This is a genomic window from Gordonia jacobaea (assembly GCF_001186365.1).
GTDB classification, from domain to species: Bacteria; Actinomycetota; Actinomycetes; order Mycobacteriales; family Mycobacteriaceae; genus Gordonia; species Gordonia jacobaea.
This window is the reverse complement of sequence record NZ_LDTZ01000016.1, coordinates 47,601-70,685: the sequence shown is the minus strand read 5'-3', so window position 1 is coordinate 70,685 and position 23,085 is coordinate 47,601. Positions and strand designations below refer to the sequence as shown.

16 protein-coding genes are annotated in these 23,085 nt (G+C 63.9%); 1 reads left to right on the top strand and 15 read right to left on the bottom strand.

Going from position 1 to position 23,085, the window contains the following annotated elements:
• Positions 1-37: 37 nt before the first annotated feature.
• From ABW18_RS09125 to rplJ, 15 genes are all read right to left on the bottom strand, one after another.
• A complete protein-coding gene (locus ABW18_RS09125; RefSeq protein WP_049698696.1) occupies positions 38-3,994 on the bottom strand; it encodes a DNA-directed RNA polymerase subunit beta' in 3,957 nt (1,318 codons plus the stop codon).
• 79 nt (positions 3,995-4,073) lie between these two features.
• On the bottom strand, positions 4,074-7,571 hold the full coding sequence (gene rpoB / locus ABW18_RS09120) for a DNA-directed RNA polymerase subunit beta (RefSeq protein ID WP_049699013.1): 3,498 nt from the start codon (positions 7,569-7,571) through the stop codon (positions 4,074-4,076).
• Between the two features lie 459 nt (positions 7,572-8,030).
• Entirely contained in the window at positions 8,031-9,068 is a 1,038-nt protein-coding gene (locus ABW18_RS09115; protein ID WP_049698695.1) for a hypothetical protein, read from the bottom strand.
• Positions 9,068-9,700, bottom strand: a complete 633-nt coding sequence (locus ABW18_RS09110) for a hypothetical protein (RefSeq protein ID WP_049698694.1) — start codon at positions 9,698-9,700, stop codon at positions 9,068-9,070. The genes ABW18_RS09115 and ABW18_RS09110 overlap by 1 nt, the downstream gene beginning before the upstream one ends.
• An 81-nt stretch (positions 9,701-9,781) precedes the next feature.
• Entirely contained in the window at positions 9,782-11,059 is a 1,278-nt protein-coding gene (locus ABW18_RS09105) for an MCE family protein (RefSeq protein ID WP_049698693.1), read from the bottom strand.
• Complete coding sequence (locus ABW18_RS09100) at positions 11,060-12,394, bottom strand: MCE family protein (RefSeq protein ID WP_049698692.1); 1,335 nt, start codon at positions 12,392-12,394, stop codon at positions 11,060-11,062.
• On the bottom strand, positions 12,394-13,710 hold the full coding sequence (locus ABW18_RS09095) for an MCE family protein (protein ID WP_049698691.1): 1,317 nt from the start codon (positions 13,708-13,710) through the stop codon (positions 12,394-12,396). Before ABW18_RS09095 ends, ABW18_RS09100 begins: the two co-directional genes overlap by 1 nt.
• The gene (locus tag ABW18_RS09090) at positions 13,707-14,762 is read right to left on the bottom strand and encodes an MCE family protein (protein ID WP_005209189.1); all 1,056 of its coding nucleotides are present in this window, start codon (positions 14,760-14,762) and stop codon (positions 13,707-13,709) included. The genes ABW18_RS09095 and ABW18_RS09090 overlap by 4 nt, the downstream gene beginning before the upstream one ends.
• Before the next feature lie 2 nt (positions 14,763-14,764).
• The gene (locus tag ABW18_RS09085) at positions 14,765-15,844 is read right to left on the bottom strand and encodes an MCE family protein (RefSeq protein WP_049698690.1); all 1,080 of its coding nucleotides are present in this window, start codon (positions 15,842-15,844) and stop codon (positions 14,765-14,767) included.
• Entirely contained in the window at positions 15,841-17,178 is a 1,338-nt protein-coding gene (locus ABW18_RS09080) for an MCE family protein (RefSeq protein ID WP_049698689.1), read from the bottom strand. The genes ABW18_RS09085 and ABW18_RS09080 overlap by 4 nt, the downstream gene beginning before the upstream one ends.
• 3 nt (positions 17,179-17,181) lie before the next feature.
• On the bottom strand, positions 17,182-18,054 hold the full coding sequence (locus ABW18_RS09075; RefSeq protein ID WP_005209184.1) for an MlaE family ABC transporter permease: 873 nt from the start codon (positions 18,052-18,054) through the stop codon (positions 17,182-17,184).
• 2 nt (positions 18,055-18,056) lie between these two features.
• On the bottom strand, positions 18,057-18,863 hold the full coding sequence (locus tag ABW18_RS09070; RefSeq protein ID WP_005209182.1) for an MlaE family ABC transporter permease: 807 nt from the start codon (positions 18,861-18,863) through the stop codon (positions 18,057-18,059).
• 2 nt (positions 18,864-18,865) lie between these two features.
• Complete coding sequence (locus ABW18_RS09065; protein WP_049698688.1) at positions 18,866-20,125, bottom strand: ABC transporter ATP-binding protein; 1,260 nt, start codon at positions 20,123-20,125, stop codon at positions 18,866-18,868.
• Between the two features lie 339 nt (positions 20,126-20,464).
• The gene (rplL, locus tag ABW18_RS09060; protein ID WP_049698687.1) at positions 20,465-20,854 is read right to left on the bottom strand and encodes a 50S ribosomal protein L7/L12; all 390 of its coding nucleotides are present in this window, start codon (positions 20,852-20,854) and stop codon (positions 20,465-20,467) included.
• Positions 20,855-20,953: 99 nt separating this feature from the next.
• Positions 20,954-21,478 carry a 50S ribosomal protein L10 gene (gene rplJ / locus ABW18_RS09055; protein WP_049698686.1) on the bottom strand — a complete coding sequence of 175 codons (525 nt, stop codon included), beginning with the start codon at positions 21,476-21,478 and terminating at the stop codon, positions 20,954-20,956.
• A 292-nt stretch (positions 21,479-21,770) separates the two neighbouring features.
• Between rplJ and ABW18_RS09050 the strand changes: the two genes are divergently transcribed.
• On the top strand, positions 21,771-23,009 hold the full coding sequence (locus ABW18_RS09050) for a glycoside hydrolase family 76 protein (protein WP_049698685.1): 1,239 nt from the start codon (positions 21,771-21,773) through the stop codon (positions 23,007-23,009).
• Positions 23,010-23,085: the final 76 nt, after the last annotated feature.

The following is a 23,085-nucleotide window of genomic DNA, read 5'->3' as shown; positions in this document are numbered from 1 at the left end:
GATCAGCGAGAACTACAGCTCGATCAGCGGGTTACCGTCAGCGGTAGTCGCTGCCGAAACCGTAGTCGTCCAGCGGAACCGCAGCGCCGGCGGGAGCACCGAAGGTGCCGTCCGGGCTGTAGTAGGTGTCGTCGTAGGACGGCACCGCGTAGGCGGCCGCGCGGGCCTCCTCGGTCGGCTGGACCTCGATGTTGCGGTACCGGTTGATGCCCGTACCAGCCGGGATCAACTTACCGATGATCACGTTCTCCTTCAGACCGATCAGCTTGTCGCTGCGGCTGTTGATGGCCGCATCGGTCAGGACACGCGTGGTCTCCTGGAACGACGCCGCCGACAGCCAGGACTCGGTCGCCAGCGAGGCCTTGGTGATACCCATGAGGACCGGACGTCCGGCGGCGGGCTCGCCACCCTCGGACACGACCTGACGGTTCGCGGCCTCGAACTCGGCACGCTCGGTGAGCGAGCCGGGCAGGAACTCCGTCGAACCCGAGTCGATGATCGTCACACGACGCAGCATCTGACGCACGATGGTCTCGATGTGCTTGTCGTGGATCGACACACCCTGGCTCCGGTAGACCTCCTGGACCTCGTTGACCAGGTGCACCTGCACCTGACGCGGACCCATGACGCGCAGCACCTCGTGCGGGTTCGCCGAACCCTCCATGAGCTGCTGGCCCACCTCGACGTGGTCGCCGTCGGCGAGAAGACGCTCGGAGCCGTCGTCGTGCTTGAAGACACGCAGACGCTGACGCTTCGAGATCTTGTCGTAGACAACCTCTTCCGATCCGTCATCGGGGATGATCGTGATCTTGTAGAAGCGGTCGTCGTCCTCCAGGCGAATCCGTCCGGAGACCTCCGCGATCGGTGCGACACCCTTGGGCACGCGCGCCTCGAAGAGCTCCTGGACACGCGGCAGACCACCGGTGATGTCGTCACCGACGCCACCCTGGTGGAACGTACGCATCGTCAGCTGGGTACCGGGCTCACCGATCGACTGTGCGGCGATGATACCGACGGCCTCGCCGATGTCGACGAGCTTGCCGGTCGCCATCGAACGGCCGTAGCACATGGCGCAGACGCCGGTGCCGGTCGCGCAGGTCAGGACCGAACGGACCTTGACCTGGTTGATGCCTGCTGCGAGCAGAGCCTCGATGGCCGGATCGCCGAGGTCGTGACCACGTTCGACGATGACGTTGCCGTTCTCGTCGACCGCGTCGGCGGCCAGGGTGCGGGCGTACGCCGAGGTCTCGACGTGCGCGTCGCGGATGATCGAACCATCCGGCTGCTTCTCGCCGAGCAACACGTTGATGCCGCGCTCGGTGCCACAGTCGGTCTCGCGGACGATGACGTCCTGGCTGACGTCGACCAGACGACGGGTCAGGTAACCCGAGTCGGCCGTACGAAGTGCGGTGTCGGCCAGACCCTTACGAGCACCGTGCGTGTTGATGAAGTACTCGGCGACGGTCAGACCCTCGCGGAACGAGGACTTGATCGGACGCGGGATGAACTCACCCTTCGGGTTCGTCACCAGACCCTTCATGCCCGACAGGTTTCGCACCTGGGTCATGTTTCCGGTCGCGCCGGACTTCGGGATCATGGTGATCGGGTTGTCGTCCGGGTAGTAGTCCTCCATGGCCTTACCGACTTCCTCGGTGGCCTGCTTCCAGATCTCGACCAGAGCATCACGACGCTCGTCCGGGGTGAGGGCACCACGCTGGAACTTGCGCTCCAGTCCGTCGGCCCGCTCCTCGTAACGCTCGAGGATCTCAGCCTTGGCCGGCGGCACGAGCACGTCGGCCATCGACACGGTGACACCCGAACGGGTGGCCCAGTAGAAGCCGACGTCCTTGAGCTTGTCGACGGTCTGCGCGACGACGATCATCGGGTAGCGCTCGGCGAGATCGTTGATGATCGCGGCCTGACGCTTCTTCGGCATCTGCTCGTCGACATACGCGTATTCGACGGGGAGCAGCTCGTTGAAGAGCACGCGACCCAGCGTCGTCACGACGTCCCACGGCTGACCGAACTTCCAGCCATCCGGGAACTGCTCGGCCTCGATGTCGGCAGGCGGACGCTGATCGGTCAGACGCACCTTGATGCGCGACTGCACGGTGAGCGCACCGCGGTCGACGGCCATGATGGCCTCAGCCGGGCTCGAGTAGACGCCACGCTCGATGTCGTCGTCGGTTGCCGGGGTGTACTCGCCTGCCGCGCCCTCCTTGAGGGTGGTCAGGTAGTACAGACCGGTCACCATGTCCAGACGCGGCATGGCCAGCGGGCGACCCGACGCGGGCGACAGGATGTTGTTCGACGACAGCATCAGGATGCGTGCCTCGGCCTGCGCCTCCGCACTCAGCGGGAGGTGCACGGCCATCTGGTCACCGTCGAAGTCGGCGTTGAACGCCTCACACACGAGCGGGTGCAGCTGGATGGCCTTGCCCTCGACGAGCTGCGGCTCGAACGCCTGGATACCCAGGCGGTGCAGCGTCGGAGCACGGTTGAGCAGCACGGGGTGCTCGGCGATGACCTCTTCGAGGACGTCCCACACGGCCGGGCGCTGACGCTCGACCATGCGCTTGGCGCTCTTGATGTTCTGCGCCTGGTTCAGGTCGACGAGACGCTTCATCACGAACGGCTTGAACAGCTCGAGAGCCATCAGCTTGGGCAGACCACACTGATGCAGCTTGAGCTGCGGGCCGACGACGATGACCGAACGGCCCGAGTAGTCGACGCGCTTACCGAGCAGGTTCTGACGGAAACGACCCTGCTTGCCCTTGAGCAGATCGGACAGCGACTTGAGCGGACGGTTGCCCGGTCCGGTGACCGGACGGCCGCGGCGGCCGTTGTCGAACAGGGCGTCGACAGACTCCTGCAACATCCGCTTCTCGTTGTTGACGATGATCTCGGGAGCACCGAGGTCGATCAGTCGCTTGAGGCGGTTGTTGCGGTTGATCACACGACGGTAGAGGTCGTTGAGGTCGGAGGTCGCGAAACGGCCACCGTCGAGCTGCACCATCGGACGCAGCTCCGGCGGGATCACCGGCACAGCGTCGAGGACCATGCCCAGCGGCGAGTTGCCCGACTGCTGGAACGCCGCGACGACCTTGAGTCGCTTGAGCGCGCGCAGCTTCTTCTGACCCTTACCGCTGCGGATGGTCTCGCGCAGCGACTCGGCCTCGGCGTCGATGTCGAAGGTCTCGAGGAGCTTCTTGATCGCCTCGGCGCCCATCGCACCGGTGAAGTACTCGCCGTAGCGGTCCTGCAGCTGGTGGTAGAGCTTCTCATCGATGATCAGATCGCCCGGGGAGAGCTTCACGAACTTGTCCCACAGCTCTTCGAGAGCGTCGAGCTCACGCTGTGCTGCGTCGCGCATCCGCTTCATCTCGCGGTCGCCACCGTCGCGCACCTTGCGGCGCACGTCGGCCTTGGCACCCTCGGCCTCGAGCTCGGCGAGGTCGGCCTCGAGCTTCTGCTGACGCTCGTTGAGGTCGGCGTCGCGCTGATCGGCGACAGCCTTCTTCTCGACCTCCATCTCAGCCTCGAGCGTCGAGAGCTCGTTGTGGCGGAGCTCGTCGTCGACCGAGGTGATGACGTATGCGGCGAAGTAGATGATCTTCTCGAGATCCTTCGGCGCGAGGTCGAGCAGGTAGCCCAGGCGGCTCGGGACACCCTTGAAGTACCAGATGTGGGTGACCGGTGCGGCCAGCTCGATGTGGCCCATCCGCTCACGACGCACCTTGGCCTTGGTGACCTCGACGCCGCAGCGCTCGCAGATGATGCCCTTGAAGCGCACGCGCTTGTACTTGCCGCAGTAGCACTCCCAGTCGCGAGTAGGTCCGAAGATCTTCTCGCAGAACAGGCCGTCCTTCTCAGGCTTGAGCGTGCGGTAGTTGATGGTCTCCGGCTTCTTGACCTCGCCGTACGACCAGTTGTGGATATCGTCGGCCGTTGCAAGACCGATTTTCAGTTCGTCGAAAAAGTTGACGTCGAGCACTTGTTACCTTTCCAGAGCTCTGTCAATAAAGGGCCGTTGGCCGCCGGTCACGGAAACTCCGTGACCGGCGGCAGCGAGATCAGTTCGCGAGGTCGTCGACAGTGGCCGACTCGTTGCGCGACAGGTTGATGCCGAGGTTGGCGGCTGCGCGCTCGAGATCCTCGTCATCGGTGTCGTGCATCTGAATCGCCGCACCGTCGGAGCTCAGCACCTCGACGTTCAAGCAGAGTGACTGCAGCTCCTTGAGGAGCACCTTGAACGACTCGGGGATGCCCGGCTCGGGGATGTTCTCGCCCTTGACGATGGCCTCGTAGACCTTGACGCGGCCGACCACGTCGTCGGACTTGATCGTCAGCAGCTCCTGCAGGGTGTAGGCAGCGCCGTACGCCTGCATGGCCCAGCACTCCATCTCACCGAAGCGCTGGCCACCGAACTGGGCCTTACCGCCGAGCGGCTGCTGGGTGATCATCGAGTACGGACCGGTGGAGCGAGCGTGGATCTTGTCGTCGACCAGGTGGTGCAGCTTGATGATGTACATGTAGCCGACAGACACCGGGTACGGGAACGGCTCGCCGGAACGACCGTCGAACAGCATCGCCTTGCCGTCGCCGTTGACCATGACCTCACCGTCGCGGTTCGGAAGCGTCGAGGACAGCAGTCCGGTCAGCTCCTCCTCGCGGGCGCCGTCGAACACCGGGGTTGCGGTGTTGGTGTCGGGCTCGGCCGAGTACATGTCCTCGGGCAGCTTCGACGCCCAGTCGGGCACACCATTCGCGACGTTGATGTTCCAGCCGGTCTTGGCGATCCACCCGAGGTGGGTCTCCAAGATCTGACCGATGTTCATACGACGCGGAACACCGTGGGTGTTCAGGATGATGTCGACAGGGGTGCCGTCGGGCAGGAACGGCATGTCCTCCTGCGGGAGGATCTTGCCGATGACGCCCTTGTTGCCGTGGCGGCCTGCGAGCTTGTCGCCGTCCTGGATCTTGCGCTTCTGAGCCACGTACACGCGGACCAGCTCATTGACACCGGGTGCGAGATCGTCGTCGTCGTCGCGGCTGAAGACGCGGACGCCGATGACCTTGCCGGTCTCACCGTGAGGCACCTTGAGCGACGTGTCGCGAACCTCGCGAGCCTTCTCACCGAAGATCGCGCGGAGCAGACGCTCTTCCGGGGTCAGCTCGGTCTCGCCCTTCGGGGTGACCTTGCCGACCAGGATGTCGCCGTCGCGGACCTCGGCACCGATACGCACGATGCCGCGCTCGTCGAGGTCGGCGAGGACCTCGTCGGAGACGTTCGGGATGTCACGCGTGATCTCCTCGGCACCGAGCTTGGTGTCGCGGGCGTCGATCTCGTGCTCCTCGATGTGGATCGAGGTGAGCACGTCCTCCTCCACGAGCCGCTGGCTCAGGATGATGGCGTCCTCGTAGTTGTGACCCTCCCACGGCATGATCGCCACGAGCAGGTTCTTGCCCAGTGCCATCTCGCCGTTCTCGGTGCACGGACCGTCGGCCAGGACCTGACCTGCCTCGACACGCTGTCCCTCGTCGACGATCGGGCGCTGGTTGGCGCACGTGCCGTGGTTGGAACGGGCGAACTTGCGCATCCGGTAGGTGTCGCGGGTGCCGTCGTCTGCCATCACGGTGATGTAGTCGGCGGAAACCTCTTCGATCACACCGGTCTTGCCCGAGACGATGACGTCGCCGGCGTCGACCGCCGCACGCAGCTCCATACCGGTGCCGACCAGCGGCGACTCGTTACGGACCAGCGGCACGGCCTGACGCTGCATGTTCGCACCCATCAGGGCGCGGTTCGCGTCGTCGTGCTCGAGGAACGGGATCATCGCGGTCGCGACCGACACCATCTGTCGCGGCGAGACGTCGAGATATTCGACGTCGCTCGCGCCGACGAACTCGACCTCCGAACCCTTCTTACGGACCAGCACGCGATCGTCGGTGATGGTTCCGTTGAGGTCGAAGTTGGTGTTCGCCTGGCCGATGAGGAAACGATCTTCCTCGTCGGCGGTCAGGTACTGGATGTCGTCGCTGACGACGCCATCGACGACCTTGCGGTACGGCGTCTCGATGAAGCCGAACGGGTTGACCCGTGCGTACACCGACAGCGAACCGATCAGACCAATGTTCGGACCTTCAGGGGTCTCGATCGGACACATGCGGCCGTAGTGCGACGGGTGGACGTCGCGGACCTCGAGGCCCGCACGCTCACGGCTCAGACCACCCGGGCCGAGTGCCGAGAGACGACGCTTGTGCGTCAGACCCGACAGCGGGTTGTTCTGGTCCATGAACTGCGAGAGCTGCGACGTTCCGAAGAACTCCTTGATCGCCGCCACGACGGGACGGATGTTGATCAGGGTCTGCGGGGTGATCGCCTCGACGTCCTGGGTCGTCATGCGCTCACGCACGACGCGCTCCATACGCGAGAGTCCGACGCGGATCTGGTTCTGGATGAGCTCGCCGACGGTGCGCAGACGACGGTTGCCGAAGTGGTCGATGTCGTCGACCTCGATCGGAACCTCGAGGCTGTCGGGTCCGGCGACCTGCGAGAACGACACGGTGTGCGGGTCGGCATCGTGCAGGCGCACGAGGTACTCGACGGTCGCGGCGATGTCTTCGCGGGTGAGGACCGACTCGCCCGTCATCGGGTTGTCGGTGAGGCCCAGCTTCTTGTTGACCTTGTAGCGGCCGACGCGGGCGAGGTCGTAGCGCTTCTCCTTGAAGAACAGGTTCTCGAGGAGGTTCTCGGCCGACTCGCGGGTCGGGGGCTCGCCCGGACGCAGCTTGCGGTAGACCTCGAGCAGCGCCTCGTCCTGGTTGGCGGTGTTGTCCTTCTCCAGGGTCGACATCATGATCTCGGAGAACCCGAAACGCTCGCTGATCTCTTCGTTCGTCCAGCCGAGAGCCTTCAGGAGCACGGTGACCGGCTGACGACGCTTGCGGTCGATGCGCACGCCGACGGTGTCGCGCTTGTCGACGTCGAATTCCAACCACGCGCCACGGCCCGGGATGACCTTCACGGTGTGGAGGGTCTTCTCGGTGGCCTTGTCGATGGAGGCGTCGAAGTAGACGCCCGGGCTACGGACGAGCTGCGAGACGACGACACGCTCGGTGCCGTTGATGATGAAGCTGCCCTTGTCGGTCATGATCGGGAAGTCGCCCATGAAGACGGTCTGCGACTTGATCTCACCGGTGTTGTTGTTGATGAACTCCGCGGTGACGAACAGGGGCGCCGCGTAGGTCATGTCCTTGTCTTTGCACTCCTCGACGGAGGCCTTGACCTCGTCGAAGTGAGGGTCGGAGAAGGAAAGCGACATCGAGCCCGAGAAGTCCTCGATCGGCGACAGTTCGTGGAGGATGTCCTCCAGACCGCCGACGGGGTTCTCTTCGCCACGGGCGATGGCCTTGGCGCGCCACTCGGGGGAGCCGACGAGCCACTCGAAGGAATCGAGCTGTAGATCAAGGAGGCCCGGTACCTCCAGAGGCTCGCTGATTTTCGCGAACGATGCGCGGTGCGGCGCATTCGGGATGGTGGTTGAGGTGGACTGGCGATCGACTGCCAAGGTGCGTCCTTCCAACACGAGGGTTCTGCCTAGCGGTGTGTGCAACAAGCGCTAAGTGGCTTGGTGGGCCGTTCGCTGGTGACAACCTTCGATCGCGATCACCATGCACACACCAGAGGAGAATGTGGCCAGAAGGAGAATCGACAGATGGACAGGAGGCAGCCAGCGCAACGTCCAACTGTAGCAGAAAATAGACGCACTTTGTCAAGTAGCGTCTGGAAACGATTTCGCACTGGTGGCTGCCCGCGCTGCAATCGCTGGTCACAGATTGGCCCGCCAACGCCGCCACGTCAAGCGGTACGCGCCAATTTGTGTAAGAAAATTAGCGCCTCACCTGCGTGATGCCGCGTTGAGGGGTCAAAGCGCCGACTGTTCAGCATCACGACGCGCGTAGAACACGCGCTGGCCACATGGCCGCGCTGGGCAGTTTTGCACGACGAGGAGCCGCGCTCGGGCAACTCAGATATCTGCGACCTTGGCGATGAGCCACGAGTCGCCGTGCTTCTCCATGTTCACCTGGTAGCGCGGGGTGAGGCTCTGTGTCGGTACGCCGTTCTGGGTGCCGGACAGGATCATGTTGACCACGATGACAGCGCGGGAACCGTCGCCGCTGCCGGTGAGGTCGCGCACGCCGATCGCGTCGATCTGGCAGTCGGTGGTGGCTTTGGCCAGCTCCATGACCTGTTTGAGGGGCGCGACCTGCTTGTTGAACTGTGCGAGGGCCTCCCCTGTCAGTCCCGACCTCGCGTTGTTCGACCACTCGTCGAACTTCGTTCCGTTGGCGGAATTGGCGGTGCAGACCTTGGTCTGGGCCTGTGACACCAGTTCGCTGGTTGCTGCCTGGTCGATGAATGCCTTGTTCGAACCGATTGTCGCGCCCGGGTGGACTGCCAGCACGATCGCGGCGATCGCGAGCACGCCCGTGATGATGCCGAGAACCGTCAGCGTGCGGCGGCTCAGCTTCACAAACGACGACGGTGAAGCGCCCCTGCGTGGTTTCGAGCCCTGATGCGTCGACACCGGCGTCGTCGAACTCTGCGACGCTGCGGTGTTGGGTTTGATTGTCGAGACGCGGGCGACACGTCGGGTCTTCGCGGTCGGCCGTGCCTCCGCGACGTCGGAGTCGGACTTCTCGAGCGACGGGCCGGTGCCCGCGGTGGTTTCGGCGGCTTCCGTGGTTTCGGCGGCATCCGTTGTGTCAGCGGCCTCTGCCTTTTCGGCTGCGTCGGCGCTCTCTGCGCTGTTGTCAGCGACGTCGGTGCTCTCAGCAGCCTCGGTCGTCTCGACGACTTCGGCATCTGCGCTCTCGGCGGCCTGGGCGTCGACCGGCGAAGTCTCCGCGCCCTCGGGAGTCCCCGTAGTCTCCGGGGTCTCCGTGGGTTCGGGCGTCTGCGGGTCGCCGGCGGCCGAGGAGCGGCCGCGGCCGGCGACTCGTGGCCGGTATGCGGAGGGTCGACGGGACGGGCCGTTGCCCGGCTTACGCGGTGGGCGTGCCATCAGTTCCCCCCTCCCTGTTGCTGATTACCGGAGCCCGACTGTCCCGGCTCCTCTACGTTGATCCCGTCCAGCGGAGAGATGTTCGACGCCTTCCAGGTGCCGTCCACGTCCGTCATGGTGACCGAGAAGCCCATCGTCTGGGTCACGCCGGCCTCGTTGGCCCGCTTGGCCGTGGCGTCGACGTAGATCAGCACCTTGGCCGTGCCGGCGTCGGCGTTGACCTCGGTCGGAGCCGACCGCTTGAGCCGGGACGTCAGCGTCGCGGCTTGCGGCCCCGCCTGCGTGATCTGCTGATTGAGCGTCGTCACGTCCTGAGCGGTGATCTGCTCCTTGGCTTTGCCGGTCAACGAGCTGTCGACGCGACGCTTCCAGTCAGCGGTGTTCTTCGGGTCGACGGTCGTGACGTTGATGATCGCCTGCTCGGCACCCGACACCGCCTCGTCGCGCGCGGTCTGGATCGGCTTCTCTACGAAGTACACCTCGTACGCGCGGTAGCCGAAGAAAGCGACACACGCAGCGGCCACAAGCACCGCGACGATGGCGAGCACGCCGACGAGCGGGTGACTGCGCCACGTGCTGTCGTTCGCGTTCGTCGGCTCCGACGCCTGTGTCGGGTCAGTCATGGTGGTCATCGGGCGTCACTGTAGCGAGCACACCTGAGAGAGAGCCAATTCGATCGACACACATCGTCGACGACGCGGCGCTCCCGCCGGTCAGCCACCGAATCCGTCGGTGCCGAACCCACCCGGCTTCACCGGACGGACGCCCATCATCGCCGCCAACTGCGTGGCCAACGGCGTCAGGTTGAGCTTGTCCGGATCCTTCTTCGGGGTCGAATCCCAGGGCTGAGGTGTGTTCGGGTTCGCGTACTCCACGCGTTTGGCGCTGCGCACACCGGTCGGATTTCCGAACGGTACGTTGCAGGACGCCTGCGTGTTGAACGGGAACTCGTCGTAGCGGATGTCGAATGTCGGGTCCTTCTTACGGATGTTGTCGATCATGGCGTCGGTCGACTCGTAACCACGGGTACATGCCGGCGGGTTATTGGTCTCGAGCACGACGCCGAAGTGGATCTGCCCGTCGCCGGGTGCCGGTGAATGGCTGCCTGCCGACAGCGCCGACAGCATCGCGAACGTTCCGTTGGTCATGTAGCCGGCAGGTTCGATCGTGCGTGCAACCTCGGAGAGCTGTCCGACGACCTTGGCGATATCGCCGCCGTTCTTCTGGATCAGATTCGAGATCTGCGTCGCCGACGTCGTTCCGGTGGTGAGCAGTCGTCTCAGGTCAGGATCGGACGCCGCGAGCGTCGCCGTGACCAGGTCGAGACTGCGCGACCACGCGAGGATCTGATCGGACTGGTCGGCCTGCGTGGCCAGCACGACGTTGGCGTTGTTGATCAGCGAGATCGTCTGGTCGAGGTTGTCGACACCTGCGCGCGAGAGCTTGCCGAGCGAGTCGACGAGCCGCGTCAGGTTCTCGGACTGCCCGTTGAACGCCTTGCCCAGCTCGGTGATGACCGTGTGCAGGTCGTCGATCGGGATCGACTGCGTGAAGTCGATCGCCGACGACACGACGTCTTCGAGTGGTGGTGGAACCGACGACCGCGTGATCGTCGAGTTGTCGGCCAGGTAGGGCGAGCCCGTCGACTGCGGTTGCAGGTCGACATACTGCTCACCGATCGCCGAACGGTTCGCGATCACCGCCACCGAATCCGCCGGGATCTGCGGCGAGTTCGAGTCGATGACGAGTGCGACGTTCACTCCGGTCTTTGTCAGCTCGAGCTTGCCGACACGACCGACCGGGATGCCCATGTAGGTCACCTCGGCATTGGTGAAGATGCCGCCCGAATCCTTCAGCGACGCCGTCACCGTGTACGTGCCGATGCCGACCGTCTTGTCGAGTCGTGCGTACTTGGCGCCGACAAAGGCGATCGCGACCAGGCCGACGACCACGAACAAGATGAGCTGGATCTTCGCGAGTCTGCTGATCATCTATCCGACCCCCAGGAGTTTCAGCGGACCATCGATGAACCTCTGGTCACTCGACGCCGGCGCCGGGAAGTTGGCGGGTTTGGCCGCCGACGCCCCACTGCCGCGCGGGACCGTCGCCGATGCCGGATAGCGGCCACCCGACGGTGGTGTGTTCGGACCCGGTGTCGCATTGGGAGCGGGCGGCAACAACGTGATGGTCGGCCAGCCGTAGCGCGGGCCGTTCCCGTTGATGTACGGGTTGCTCTGATTCACCGGAACGCTGTGACGCTGCGACGGCTGGTACTTCGGCGTGCCCTGTCCGACTCCCAACGCCTCGAGCTGGTTCAACAGCCGCAGGTCGAGCGTCATGAACAGGTTCGTCGAGTCGCCCTGAACAGCAGGCAGCAACGAATCCGGGAACGGGTGCGTCAGCATCAGCGGTGCCGCGGTGATGAGATCCGGGGCAGCCTTCGCGAGCTCTGTGAGCACGGGACGCAGCGCCTTCAGATCGGTGATCAACGCATCGTGCGATCGTCCGAGAACGTCGGTGCCGACCTGTCCGAGCTTGTCGAGCTTGGTCAGCAGGTCGACGAACTGCGGACGCTGCTCCTCGAGCACCGCCACACCTGCAGGCAGTTCCTTGAGGATGCGGTCGATCTGCGTCGTCTGCGCCGCGGCCCTGTCCGACAACCTGTCGAGGCCGTCGATCGCCGCGAGAATCGAGTCGCGCTGGCGATTGAGACCTGCCACGAGCGAACTGGCGTTGCCGATCAGGTCGTGCACCTTGTCGGCGCGACCGTCGAGCGCCTTGTTGAGCTCGGTCACGATCGGTTCGAGCTGGTTGATCCCACCACCGTTGAGCAGCATCGACAGCGCACCGAGCACCTGCTCTATATCGGTTGCGGTACGAGTGCGATCCAGCGGGATCGCCGTCGACTGGTCCTGGCGTGGCAACGACGCACTGTTCGCAGGCTCTGTCAGAGCGACGAACTTCTCGCCGAGCAGTGACGTCTGCTGCACCGCCGCGCCGGCCTGATCGGACAGGTCGATGTCGTTCTTCACCTTGACGGTGACCAGCGCGAACCATTCGTTCTTCGGGATCTCGACGCTGGTCACACGCCCGACGGGGATACCGTCACGCTTGACCACCGACTGCGGAACCAGGTCGAGGATGTTCGAGAACTGGATCTTGTAGGTGCGCGGGTTGTCGCCGACGTCGACGCCGCCGGGCAGCGGGATCGACTGGATACCATTCGACCCGCAGCCCGCGACCGTCAGCACCGCTGTCAGCACCACCACCGCGGCGATGACCCCACGCCACGCGCGCGGAACGAACTCACCGAGACGCCGAGTCATCAGTTACCTCCCGACCGTGGTGTGGCCGACGGCTTCGCCGATGCCGGCGTTTTGGTCGCCGGTCCCGGGTTCGCCTGCGGGTCGGGTGTCCCGGGAACGGTTCCCGGCACCGGGTACTTCTGCAGCTTGTTGTTGCTCATGATGCCGAACGGCAACACCGGCAGGATCGGGGTGAGCACGTTGTTGGTGATCTGCTTGCCGATCGTCTTGCACTGGTTGATGAACGGCTTGAGCGTGTCGCTGAACTGATCTGCCGCGGGATTGCCCGGTAGCAGCGCACCGAGGTCGAGGAACTGACAGGTCGACTGTGTCGGGTCCTGCAGGTCCGGCAGCGTGAGACGCATGGCGATCGTGCCCGACTCCGCGTCGTACGCGTTGATCAGGTTGTTGATCGTCAGCGGCAGCACGGTCAGCGTCTCCTTGAGACTCTGTTGAGTGTTGACGAGCGCCTGGGTCGTCGGCTTGAGATCGTTGACGGTCTGGCCGATCTGCTCGCGGTTGTCGGCGACGAACGTCGCGACGTCGCCGAGCGCGATCGACAGCTTGTTCAGCGCGGCCGACAGTTGCTGCCGCTCCCCCGCGAGGAACGTGTTGAACGACGCCATCTGGTTGTTGAATTGGCGTACCTGGGAGTCGTTCTCTTTCAACGCTCCGACGAACACGTCGAGGTTGTTGACGGTGTCGACGATGTTGCCGCGCGAGTCCGACAGCGTCGTCGTCGCCTTGGACAGATTCTCGATGGCATCGCCGAGCTTGGCGCCGTTGCCCTCGAGGTTCTGCGCGCCGACCGCGACGAGGTCGCTGACCGCGCCGTCTTTGTTGGCTCCGTTGGGACCCAACGCCTTCGACAGCTTTTCGACGCTCTCGTAGATCTTGTCGACCTCGACGGGAACCATCGTCTGCTTCTCGGTCAGCGTGATGTTTCGCGGCGCCTTCGGGCCACCCGAATAGGCGGGCGTCAGCTGCACGTAACGGTCGGCGACCACTGACGGGATCACCTGAACCGCACGCACGTCGGCGGGGAGGTCGACGCCGCGGTTCACGGTCATCGTCACCTTGACGGTCTGGCCGTCGGGGGTGACCGAGTCGACCTTGCCGACGGGCACGCCGAGAACCCGGACGTCGGAACCCTTGTAGATACCGACGGTCCGCGCGAACGTCGCGTTAATCTTGGTGGTCCCCATCGAGCTGAAGACCCACCACAGCGCACCGGCGACGATCAGCGCGAGAATCAACCCGAGCACGATGATCACGATGTGGCGTGGGGTGAACCAACGTCCGGGACCGGAGGTCTTGGACAGATCCGGGGTGGTCATCCGGTTGCCTCCGTTCCACCGTTGTTCTGGTTCGCCTGCTTGTTGGGCAGGCGCGTCGTGTTCTGCTGCGGCAGCGCAGGCGGCAGGAGGTTGGTCACCACGGACTCGAACCACCGACCGTTGCCGAGCACGTTCGCGTAGAGCCGATAGAACGGCGCCATGTACGTGATCGTGTCCTGAAGGTTCTTGTTCTGCTCCTTGAGCAGATCGTTGACACCCTTCAGCGAGTCGAGCGCCGGGCCGATCTGAGCCTCGTTGTCCCGAACGATCCCACTCAGCGAATCACTCAGTGCCGTCGTCGTTTTCAGCAGCGCCGAGATGTTCTTCTGGCGGTTGTTGAGCTCGTCGAGCAACTGGCCTGCACCCGCGATCAGCTTCACGAACTCCTGGTTGCGATCGGCGAGAATCTTCGACGTGCTCTTGGTCGCCTCGAGAAGCTTCTGCACCTCTTGGTCGCGGCTGGCGATCGTCTGCGACAGACGCGTGACGCCCTCGAGCGCAGGTCCGACATCGCCCGACGTTCCGGAGAACGTGTCGGAGATCGCCTTCATCGACGTCGCGAGCTGATCGGTGTTCAAGGTCTCGACCGAGTCGGCGGCGTCGGAGAACGCCTCGATCACGTCGTAGGGCGACACCGTATCGGTGAGCGCGACACTCGGGTCGGCGATCTTGCTGCCACGGGGATTGAGCGACAGATACTTCTGCCCCAGCACCGTCTTGATCTGGATCGACGCCTGCGTCTGATCGCCGATCCACGTGTTGGTCACGCGGAATTTCACGTCGACGCGGTTTCCGTCGAGCGAGACGTCGCTGACCTCACCGACCTTCACGCCCGCGACGCGCACCTCGGCGCCCTTGCGCAGCCCGGCGGCCTCGGTGAACTTGGCCGTGTACTGGGCACCCGCACCGACGAGCGGCAACGAGGTCAGGTAGAACGCCGACACCGCCATCATGAGCAGGATCAGGATACCGATCGCACCGATACTGACGGGGCTGCGATGCCCACCGAATCGCTTGTGCCCCGGCTTCTTCTGGGCTGTTCCGTCTGCCATGCTCACCCCCCTGGCTGGTTGTCTTTCCAGCAACGGCTTGCCGCGCTGGTGTAAAGGACGTGGTTGATGTACGGAAGCGGGACGAGCGGCTGCGTCAGCAGCGTCGACTTGCCGTTTCCTGCGACGACGTCGATTCCGCACAGATAGAACTGGAACCAGGAACCGAATGTCGCCGCACGGCCGATCTTCTGGAGCTTGATCGGCAGGTTGGTCAGGATCTGCGCGACGTCGTCGCGACGCTTGTTGACCTGGTCGGCCACCTGCTTGAGGCCGGCGATGTCGCCTTGGATGGACGGTCGCGTCGACGTGAGGATCGACGCCGTGACCGCTGTCAGGTTGGAGACCGACGTGATCGCCGAACCGACCGAACCGCGCTGTGCGGCAAGGCCCGTCACCAACTGCTCGGTGTTGTCGAGGAGCGCGGTGAACTGCTCGTCATTACGGTTGACCGTGTCGAGAACCTTGGTCAGGTTGGTGATCAGGTCGCCGATCACGGCGTCCTTGTCGGCGATCGAGTTGGTCAGATCGGCAGTATCGCTGATCAGGCTCGACACGTTGCTCGACTCACCCTGGAAGACCTTGATGATCTCGTCGGAGAGCTTGTTCACGTCTTCGGGCTGAAGCTGGCGGAACAGCGGCTTGAAGCCGTTGAACAGCTGCGTCAGGTTGACCGCGGGATGCGTGTTGTTCTCGTTCGGGTTCGCGCCGAAGGTGTGGCCGGGGTTCACGGTCTGCGACGCATCGCCCGCACCCTTCTCCACCGAGAGGTAACGCAGACCCGTGAGGTTGCGGTACTTGATGTAGATCTGCGCACCCTCGGGCAGCTGGCGGTCGACGTTGAACGAGACCTGTGCCCGGTTCTTGTCGTAGACCTCGACGTTGCTGACCTGCCCCACACGCACACCGGCGATGCGCACGTCGTCGCCCTTGTTGAGCATCGACGCGTCGGAGAACACGGCCTTGTAGTCGTTGTCTGCCCCACCACCGATGTTGGCGATGGTCAGCGCGAGCAGCGCAGTCGCGACCACGGTGACCACAGCGAAGACGATCAGCTTGGTCAACGGCCCCACAATGGACTTCATTTGATGTGCACCTGCGCTCCCTGCAGTGGCGCAGCACCGATCATGGTGGTCCAGGTGGGCACGTCGTCGGGTTCGGTCCCGCTGGCCGCGCCGTAGATCACCTTCAGCTGCGCCCGGTAGGTCGGATCGTCGAACGAGTTCTCGCGGATTGTCCCGACAGGGGTCTTCGTGAACTGCGGTTGCGGCAGCTTCTGGACAGTCGTCGGGCCGGGGTTGCGTGACGGCGGCTGGTACGAGCCGTCGGCGAGGCTACCGCCGGGGTACTGCGGGAACGGGCGGCCGTTGGTCGGCGGGTCGTAGCAGACAGCCGGGGCATCCTGGTCGAAGAACCGCGGCTCGTCCTGGTTGGGCAGATAGCGACCGCGCGGATTGACGAACTGCAGATTCACGCGCACACCGGGATTCTTGGTGCCCTTTCCGACGATCTTCTCCGATTCCGGGATCAGCGTCGCGAAGTTGTGGAAGGCGCAGACGAACGTCGGCGACTGCTTGGCGAGTCCGGTCAGGAACGGCTCCGAGTCGGTGACGAGATCGACGAGGTTGTTGCCGTTCTGCTGCAACCAGTTGGTCGTGTCGGTCGACGCGGTTCCGAGCGTTGCGATCAACGTCCGCAGATCGCCCTGACGATCGACGATCGTCTTGTTGGTCGTGCGGAAGTTGTCGAGCGCGTCGATGACGTCGGGCAACGCCGTCGAATAGGTCTTCGAGAACGACGCGAGGCCCTGCAACGTGCCCTCGAGCGAGTTGAGATTCTTCGGTGTCGACAGACGACCGAAGATGGTGTTGAGCTCTTCGAGCGTCGTACCGATCTGCTCACCGCGACCCGAGAGCGCCTGAGAAAGCGCGGTCAGGGTCACGTTGAGGTCCTGCGGCGGGATCGCGTCGAGGACAGGCAGCAGACGGTCGAGGAGATCCTGGACCTCTTTCGCGTTGCCGCTCGTGTCGGTCTGGATCGTCGCGCCGTTGGCCAGCGTCGGACCCGACGCCTGCTCGGGCACCTGAAGTGCGACGTAGCGCTCACCGAACAGCGTCTTGGGCAGGATGCGCGCGGTGGTGTCAGCAGGCAGTTGCGCGGCCATCTCGGGCTTGAGGCCGAGCGTCACGTTGACCGTGCCATTTCCTGCGGGTTCGATGTCGCGCACCTCGCCGACGAGGACGCCGCGCGCTTTCACGTCAGCATTCGTCGGTAGCGCGTTACCCACGGAGTCGGTCTTCAGCGTGACGTCGGTGAACGTCGTGAAGTCCTTGTTGAATTTCATGATCGTGAGCGTGAAGAACAGTGCGACCACGATGAAGAACACCAGTCCGAGCAACCGGCGACGAATCACTGTCATCGCCTAGCCCCCCACTCTCACAGTCGTCGTCGTCCCCCAGATGGCGAGGCCGAGAAAGAAGTCGAGCACGGCGATGAGGACCAACGCCGCTCGAACCGCGTGTCCGACGGCCACGCCGACACCCGCGGGGCCACCACTTGCGTAGTAGCCGTAATAGCAGTGCACGAGAATGATCACGAACGCGAAGACCAGCACCTTGCCGAACGACCACAACACGTCTTCTGGCGGTAGGAACAGGTTGAAGTAGTGGTCGTACGAGCCGCCGGACTGTCCGTTGAAGACAGTCGTCACCACTCTCGAGGCGAAGTACGCCGATAACAGTCCCAGGACGTACAGCGGGATGACCGCGATGAAGCCTGCGATGACACGCGTCGACACCAGGAACGGGATCGACGGGACGGCCATCGACTCGAGCGCGTCGATCTCTTCGGAGATCCGCATGGCACCGAGCTGGGCCGTGAAACCGCAGCCGACCGTCGCCGACAACGCGAGACCTGCGACCAGCGGCGCGACCTCTCGGGTGTTGACGTACGCCGACAAGAAGCCCGTGAGTACCTGCGAGCCGATCTGGTCGAGCGCGGCGTAGCCCTGCAGACCGACCACGACGCCGGTGAACCCCGACATCAACACCATCACGCCGACGGTGCCGCCGATCACGGCGAGACCGCCGGAACCGAACGCCACTTCGGCGAGAATGCGCAAGACCTCGCGCGTGTAGTGCACCAGGGTGCGCGGAATCCACGCGAGCGTGCGTCCGTAGAAGGACATCTGCTCGCCCGCACCGTCGAGCAGCTTCAGCGGTTTGCCGAGCTGTTTGCGCGCCTCGTACATGTAGTACTCGGGGCGGCTCTTGGCGATAGTCACTCCACCGGCCATGGTCAGCTCCCCTTCGGCGGGACGATCTGCAGGTAGACCGCAGTGATGATCAGGTTGGCCAGGAACAGCAGGAGGAAGGTGATGACGACACTCTGGTTCACCGCGTCACCGACACCCTTGGGTCCGCCCTTCGGGGTGAGTCCCTTGTACGACGCCACGACGCCCGCGATCACACCGAAGATGGCTGCTTTGAGGAGTGAGATCCAGAGGTCGGGAAGCTGGGCCAGCGCACCGAATGACGCGAGATACGCACCCGGCGTTCCGCCCTGGACGACCACGTTGAAGAAGTAGCCACCACCGATACCGACGACGGCGACCAGACCGTTGAGCAGGATCGCAACCAACACCATCGCGAGCACACGAGGTACGACGAGGCGCTGAATGGGGTTGATTCCCAGCACCTCCATCGCGTCGATCTCTTCGCGAATCGTCCGCGATCCGAGGTCGGCGGCAACCGCCGAGCCTGCTGCACCCGCGATCAACAGCGAGGTGACCAGCGGCGAGCCCTGCTGGATGACGACCAGCACCGACGCGGCGCCGGTATACGACTCCGCTCCGAGCTGCTTGATCAGCGAACCGGTCTGCAGAGACACGATGGCGCCGAACGGGATCGCGATGAGGGCAGTCGGCAGGATCGTCACGCTGGCGATGAACCATGCCTGCTGAATGAACTCGCGCCACTGGAATGGGCGCACGAAAGTCTGGCGTGCTACATCGACGAAAAGCTGGACGATATTGCCTGTCTGGGCGAGTGCACCTTCACCGGCCCGCGCGATTCTGTCGACGCCACGCGTGGTGGCATTCGTCATACCTAAGAGCCCCCGCCGTAGTGACGCCCACCCTCGGGACGTTCCGACTCGAGTTGCTGAGTCTTCGCTTCCTCAGGCACAGCCCACTGTTGGGTCTGCGCATCGTCTCCGGCGTAATCGTTTCCGTACCCACCCTGATTACGGTCACCGTGATCGATGACATCGGTGGAGGTGTCGACCATGACGTTTTCGCTACCGACCTGCGCCTCGCCGTCGGTGTCGGACCATTCGACGCCCTGCGTGTTGGCGGCGTGGGCGCGGGATTCCTCGCGGATCTGGTCTTCCTGCTCCATCGACTCACGGATCGCGCGCTGCGCGTTCTCCGGCAACGACGGCAACAACTCCAACACCCGCTCGCGGTGACGGGCCACGGCCTTGCGCTCCGGCATACCCGGATTCGGCTGCACCTGCGGAATGATCTCCGAGAAATCATCCTTCGTACCACCACCACCGATGCCGGCGGCCTGCATAGCCTCTTCCTGCTTCTGCACCGCCTCGTCCTTCTCCTCCGACATACCGATCGGACCAAACCGATCACCGGAGAGGAACTGCTTGACCACCGGCTGCTCCGACGTCAGCAACTGCTCACGTGGCCCGAACATCACCAGTTCCTTACGGAACAACATGCCGATGTTGTCCGGAATCGTGCGGGCGATGTTGATGTTGTGCGTGACGATCAGGATCGTCGCGTCGATCTGAGCGTTGATGTCGATCAGCAACTGGGAGATATAGGCGGTGCGGACCGGGTCGAGGCCCGAGTCCGGCTCATCACACAAAATGATCTGGGGGTCGAGCACCAACGCGCGCGCCAACCCGGCGCGCTTGCGCATACCACCGGAAATCTCACCCGGCAGTTTGTCTTCGGCGCCCGCCAGACCGACCAGATCGATCTTCTCCATCACGATCTTGCGGACATCGTCTTCCTTCTTCTTCGTGTGCTCACGAAGAGGGAACGCGATGTTGTCGTACAAACTCATCGATCCGAACAGCGCGCCGTCCTGGAACAACACGCCGAACAACTTGCGGATCTCGTAGAGCTCCTTGGCCGAACACTGGGTGATATCGGTGCCGTCGATCACCACCGAACCCTGCTCGGGATGCAACAGACCGATCAGCGTCTTCAAGAACACCGACTTACCGGTACCGGACGGCCCCAGCAGTGCAGACACCTCACCCGACGGCAAGGTCAACGTCACATCACGCCAGATGTTCTGAGAACCAAAAGACTTGGTGAGCCCCTCGACGCTGACCTCAACACCCACTACATCCTCCAAGAAACTCGGGTCCCGAAGCGCGGCAGCCAAGGCAACACATCGGACGCAGGCGGCACAACGCAGGTGGACTCAACTGTGGTTGGGGTCACTCTAGCGGACAGTTCCCCCGTAGCCACACCGCCTCTCGGCGGTTCTCAGGTTTGGCCAATTACCGGCCGGTAACCTGACTGCCCAAGAGAGTATCCCATGCCACCGACATAACAAAAGTAGGTCGCCGGTCACATTGCACGGCAACTGTGGGCCAGGCAGAGACAGCAACGAGCCCGGGACAGCAATGCTGTCCCGGGCTCGTATGAAGAGCGTGGCTGGGAGCCCTGAGAGCCCGTCTTACTTGACGGACACCTTGGCGCCGGCCTCTTCGAGCTTGGTCTTGGCGGCCTCGGCGGCCTCCTTGTCGACCTTCTCCAGGATCGGCTTGGGAGCACCCTCGACGAGGTCCTTCGCCTCCTTCAGGCCGAGGCCGGAAACGACCTCACGCACGACCTTGATGACCTGGATCTTCTTGTCGCCGGCACCCTCGAGGATGACGTCGAACTCGTCCTGCTCGGCAGCAGCCTCGGCGCCGGCAGCAGCCGGGGCACCTGCAGCGGCAACGGCGACCGGAGCGGCCGCGGTGACCTCGAAGACCTCTTCGAACTTCTTCACGAAATCGCTGAGCTCCAGCAGGGTCAGTTCCTTGAACTGATCGATGAGCTCGTCAGCGGTGAGCTTCGCCATGGTGGCGTCCTTCCTGTAAGTCCCCACGCGGGGCATCTTGTCTTGTTCAATCCCCGCGCGGGGGAATGCTTGTGTGCTGGCGGATGAGTACCGAAGTACTTATTCGCCTGCGGATTCCTTCTTCTCCTGCAGGGCGGCAGCGAGTCGTGCCACCTGCGACGCCGGCTGATTGAACAGTCCGGCGGCCTTTGCCAAGTTGCCCTTCATGGCACCGGCGAGCTTGGCCAGCAAGACCTCACGGGTCTCAAGGTCGGCGATCGTTTCGATCTCGGCAACGGACAGCGGCTTGCCATCCATGTACCCGCCCTTGATGACCAGAGCCTTGTTGTCCTTGGCGAAGTTCTTGATCGCCTTCGCGGCCACCACCGGCTCACCTTCGATGAAGGCAATCGCGGTCGGGCCGGAGAACAGCTCGTCGAGTCCCTCAACGCCCGCCTCAGCAGCGGCACGCTTCACAAGGGTGTTCTTGGCGACGGAGTAGGTTGCGCCCTCGCCGAGGGAACGTCGCAGATCGGTGATCTGGGTGACGGACAATCCACGGTATTCCGTGACGACCGTCGCCGTTGAGCCCTTGAACTGCTCGGCGATCTCAGCGACTGCTGCGATCTTTTCGGACTTGGCCATACTTCGCCTCCTTCCTCATCACTCGAGTTGGTCAGAGTTCGGACCAGATACCCGCAAGGAGGGGCGAAACGAATAAACGCCCCGGCACGCAGATGGCACGGGGCGTAGCTTCTCGGCAGAGCGCCAGGCGCTCACCACTATTCCTCGTTCTCCCTGCGTGGGCCGCCGACCTCGCGTCTTTCGACGCTGCAGTCGTCCTTCGATCGGAATCGCTCCCGATGACCGACGGTCTCTGGTTGAACCGATACGACGTACATGTACACGTCACACCGAAGTAATAGGCTACCCGACCATGGGGAATGCATCCAAATCGTCCGCAGACGGTGTACCAGAACCCAATGTCCCAGAGCCCAACGCATCTGTTGTCACCGAACCCAACGCACGAGCGGCGATCGCGGCCGACGCCATTCTCGGCCGACATCTGAGGCACGCATGGTGGGTCCCCGGCACCCGCCTCGCGACGATCGCCTGGCCGCTCGGGAGACTACCGCTCGACGTCGTCCGGAGTCGCTTCGGATTCTGGCACTACTGGTGGCACGCACACCTTCTCGACCTCATCGTCGACGCCGCGATCCATCGCCCCACCGACGACATGTCCTACGACCCGCACCTCGCCGACGTCGCCAACCGACTGCTCCGCGGAATCCGGCTGCGCAACCTCGGCCGCTGGACCAACAACTACTACGACGACATGGCCTGGCTGGGCCTGGCGATCGAACGTGCCGACCGCCACCTCGAACTCCACCATCCCAAAGCGCTACGCACCCTGAGTAAACGCATGTACGACGCATGGGAGCCCGAGCGCGGCGGCGGAATCCCGTGGCGCACCGTCGACACCTTCTTCAATGCGCCGGCGAATGGTCCGGCGACCATCCTGCTCGCGCGCACAGGCCACCTCGACCGTGCGCTGGCGATGTGCGACTGGATGGACACCACCCTCGTCGACCCCGACTCCCACCTCGTCATCGATGGCATCAAGCCGCAGGGCGACGGATTCGAACGCGTCACCGCCATCTACACCTACTGTCAGGGCGTCGTACTCGGGTCCGAGGTCGAGGCGGCACGCCGCACCCGTGAGACCGTTCACCTCGACCGCATCGATCGACTCCTGACCGCGGTCGAGGCACACGAGTGCCCCGACGGCGTGATCCGCGGGGCGGGCGGCGGCGACGGCGGATTGTTCATGGGCGTACTCGCGCGCTATCTGGCTCTGGTCGCCACCGATCTCCCTGCCGATCTCCCCGGGGCGGATGAGTTGCGTCGACGCAGCGCTGCACTCGTACTCAGCAGCGCCGACGCCGCGTGGTCCACGCGTGCAGAAGTCGACGACACCGTGGTCTTCAGCGCCGACTGGCACCAGCAGGCGATTCGGCCGACCAGGGGCGGTACCGACGCCGCATTCATCGCGGGAGCGGTCAATTCGTCGTCGGTTCCCGAACGCGATCTGTCGGTTCAACTGTCCGGTTGGATGGTCCTCGAGGCCGCTGCCGCAATAGATCTCGGCCTATCCGAACAAAATGTTCGCCCCTGACCTGCGATTATGGCACTGAGCGCCAAATTGACGCCCCCTAGTTAGCGTTCTGAGACACGACATGCACTATTGTCGA

What these genes read in the sequence shown, in the direction of transcription:
- ABW18_RS09105 (WP_049698693.1), bottom strand. Translation starts at nt 11,059, where the DNA reads ATGATCAGCAGACTCGCGAAGATCCAGCTCATCTTGTTCGTGGTCGTC.
- ABW18_RS09085 (WP_049698690.1), bottom strand. Translation starts at nt 15,844, where the DNA reads ATGAAGTCCATTGTGGGGCCGTTGACCAAGCTGATCGTCTTCGCTGTG.
- ABW18_RS09095 (WP_049698691.1), bottom strand. Translation starts at nt 13,710, where the DNA reads ATGACCACCCCGGATCTGTCCAAGACCTCCGGTCCCGGACGTTGGTTC.
- rplJ (WP_049698686.1), bottom strand. Translation starts at nt 21,478, where the DNA reads ATGGCCAAGTCCGAAAAGATCGCAGCAGTCGCTGAGATCGCCGAGCAG.
- ABW18_RS09050 (WP_049698685.1), top strand. Translation starts at nt 21,771, where the DNA reads ATGGGGAATGCATCCAAATCGTCCGCAGACGGTGTACCAGAACCCAAT.
- ABW18_RS09070 (WP_005209182.1), bottom strand. Translation starts at nt 18,863, where the DNA reads ATGACGAATGCCACCACGCGTGGCGTCGACAGAATCGCGCGGGCCGGT.
- ABW18_RS09110 (WP_049698694.1), bottom strand. Translation starts at nt 9,700, where the DNA reads ATGACCACCATGACTGACCCGACACAGGCGTCGGAGCCGACGAACGCG.
- ABW18_RS09080 (WP_049698689.1), bottom strand. Translation starts at nt 17,178, where the DNA reads ATGACAGTGATTCGTCGCCGGTTGCTCGGACTGGTGTTCTTCATCGTG.
- ABW18_RS09090 (WP_005209189.1), bottom strand. Translation starts at nt 14,762, where the DNA reads ATGGCAGACGGAACAGCCCAGAAGAAGCCGGGGCACAAGCGATTCGGT.
- rplL (WP_049698687.1), bottom strand. Translation starts at nt 20,854, where the DNA reads ATGGCGAAGCTCACCGCTGACGAGCTCATCGATCAGTTCAAGGAACTG.
- ABW18_RS09115 (WP_049698695.1), bottom strand. Translation starts at nt 9,068, where the DNA reads ATGGCACGCCCACCGCGTAAGCCGGGCAACGGCCCGTCCCGTCGACCC.
- ABW18_RS09075 (WP_005209184.1), bottom strand. Translation starts at nt 18,054, where the DNA reads ATGGCCGGTGGAGTGACTATCGCCAAGAGCCGCCCCGAGTACTACATG.
- ABW18_RS09100 (WP_049698692.1), bottom strand. Translation starts at nt 12,394, where the DNA reads ATGACTCGGCGTCTCGGTGAGTTCGTTCCGCGCGCGTGGCGTGGGGTC.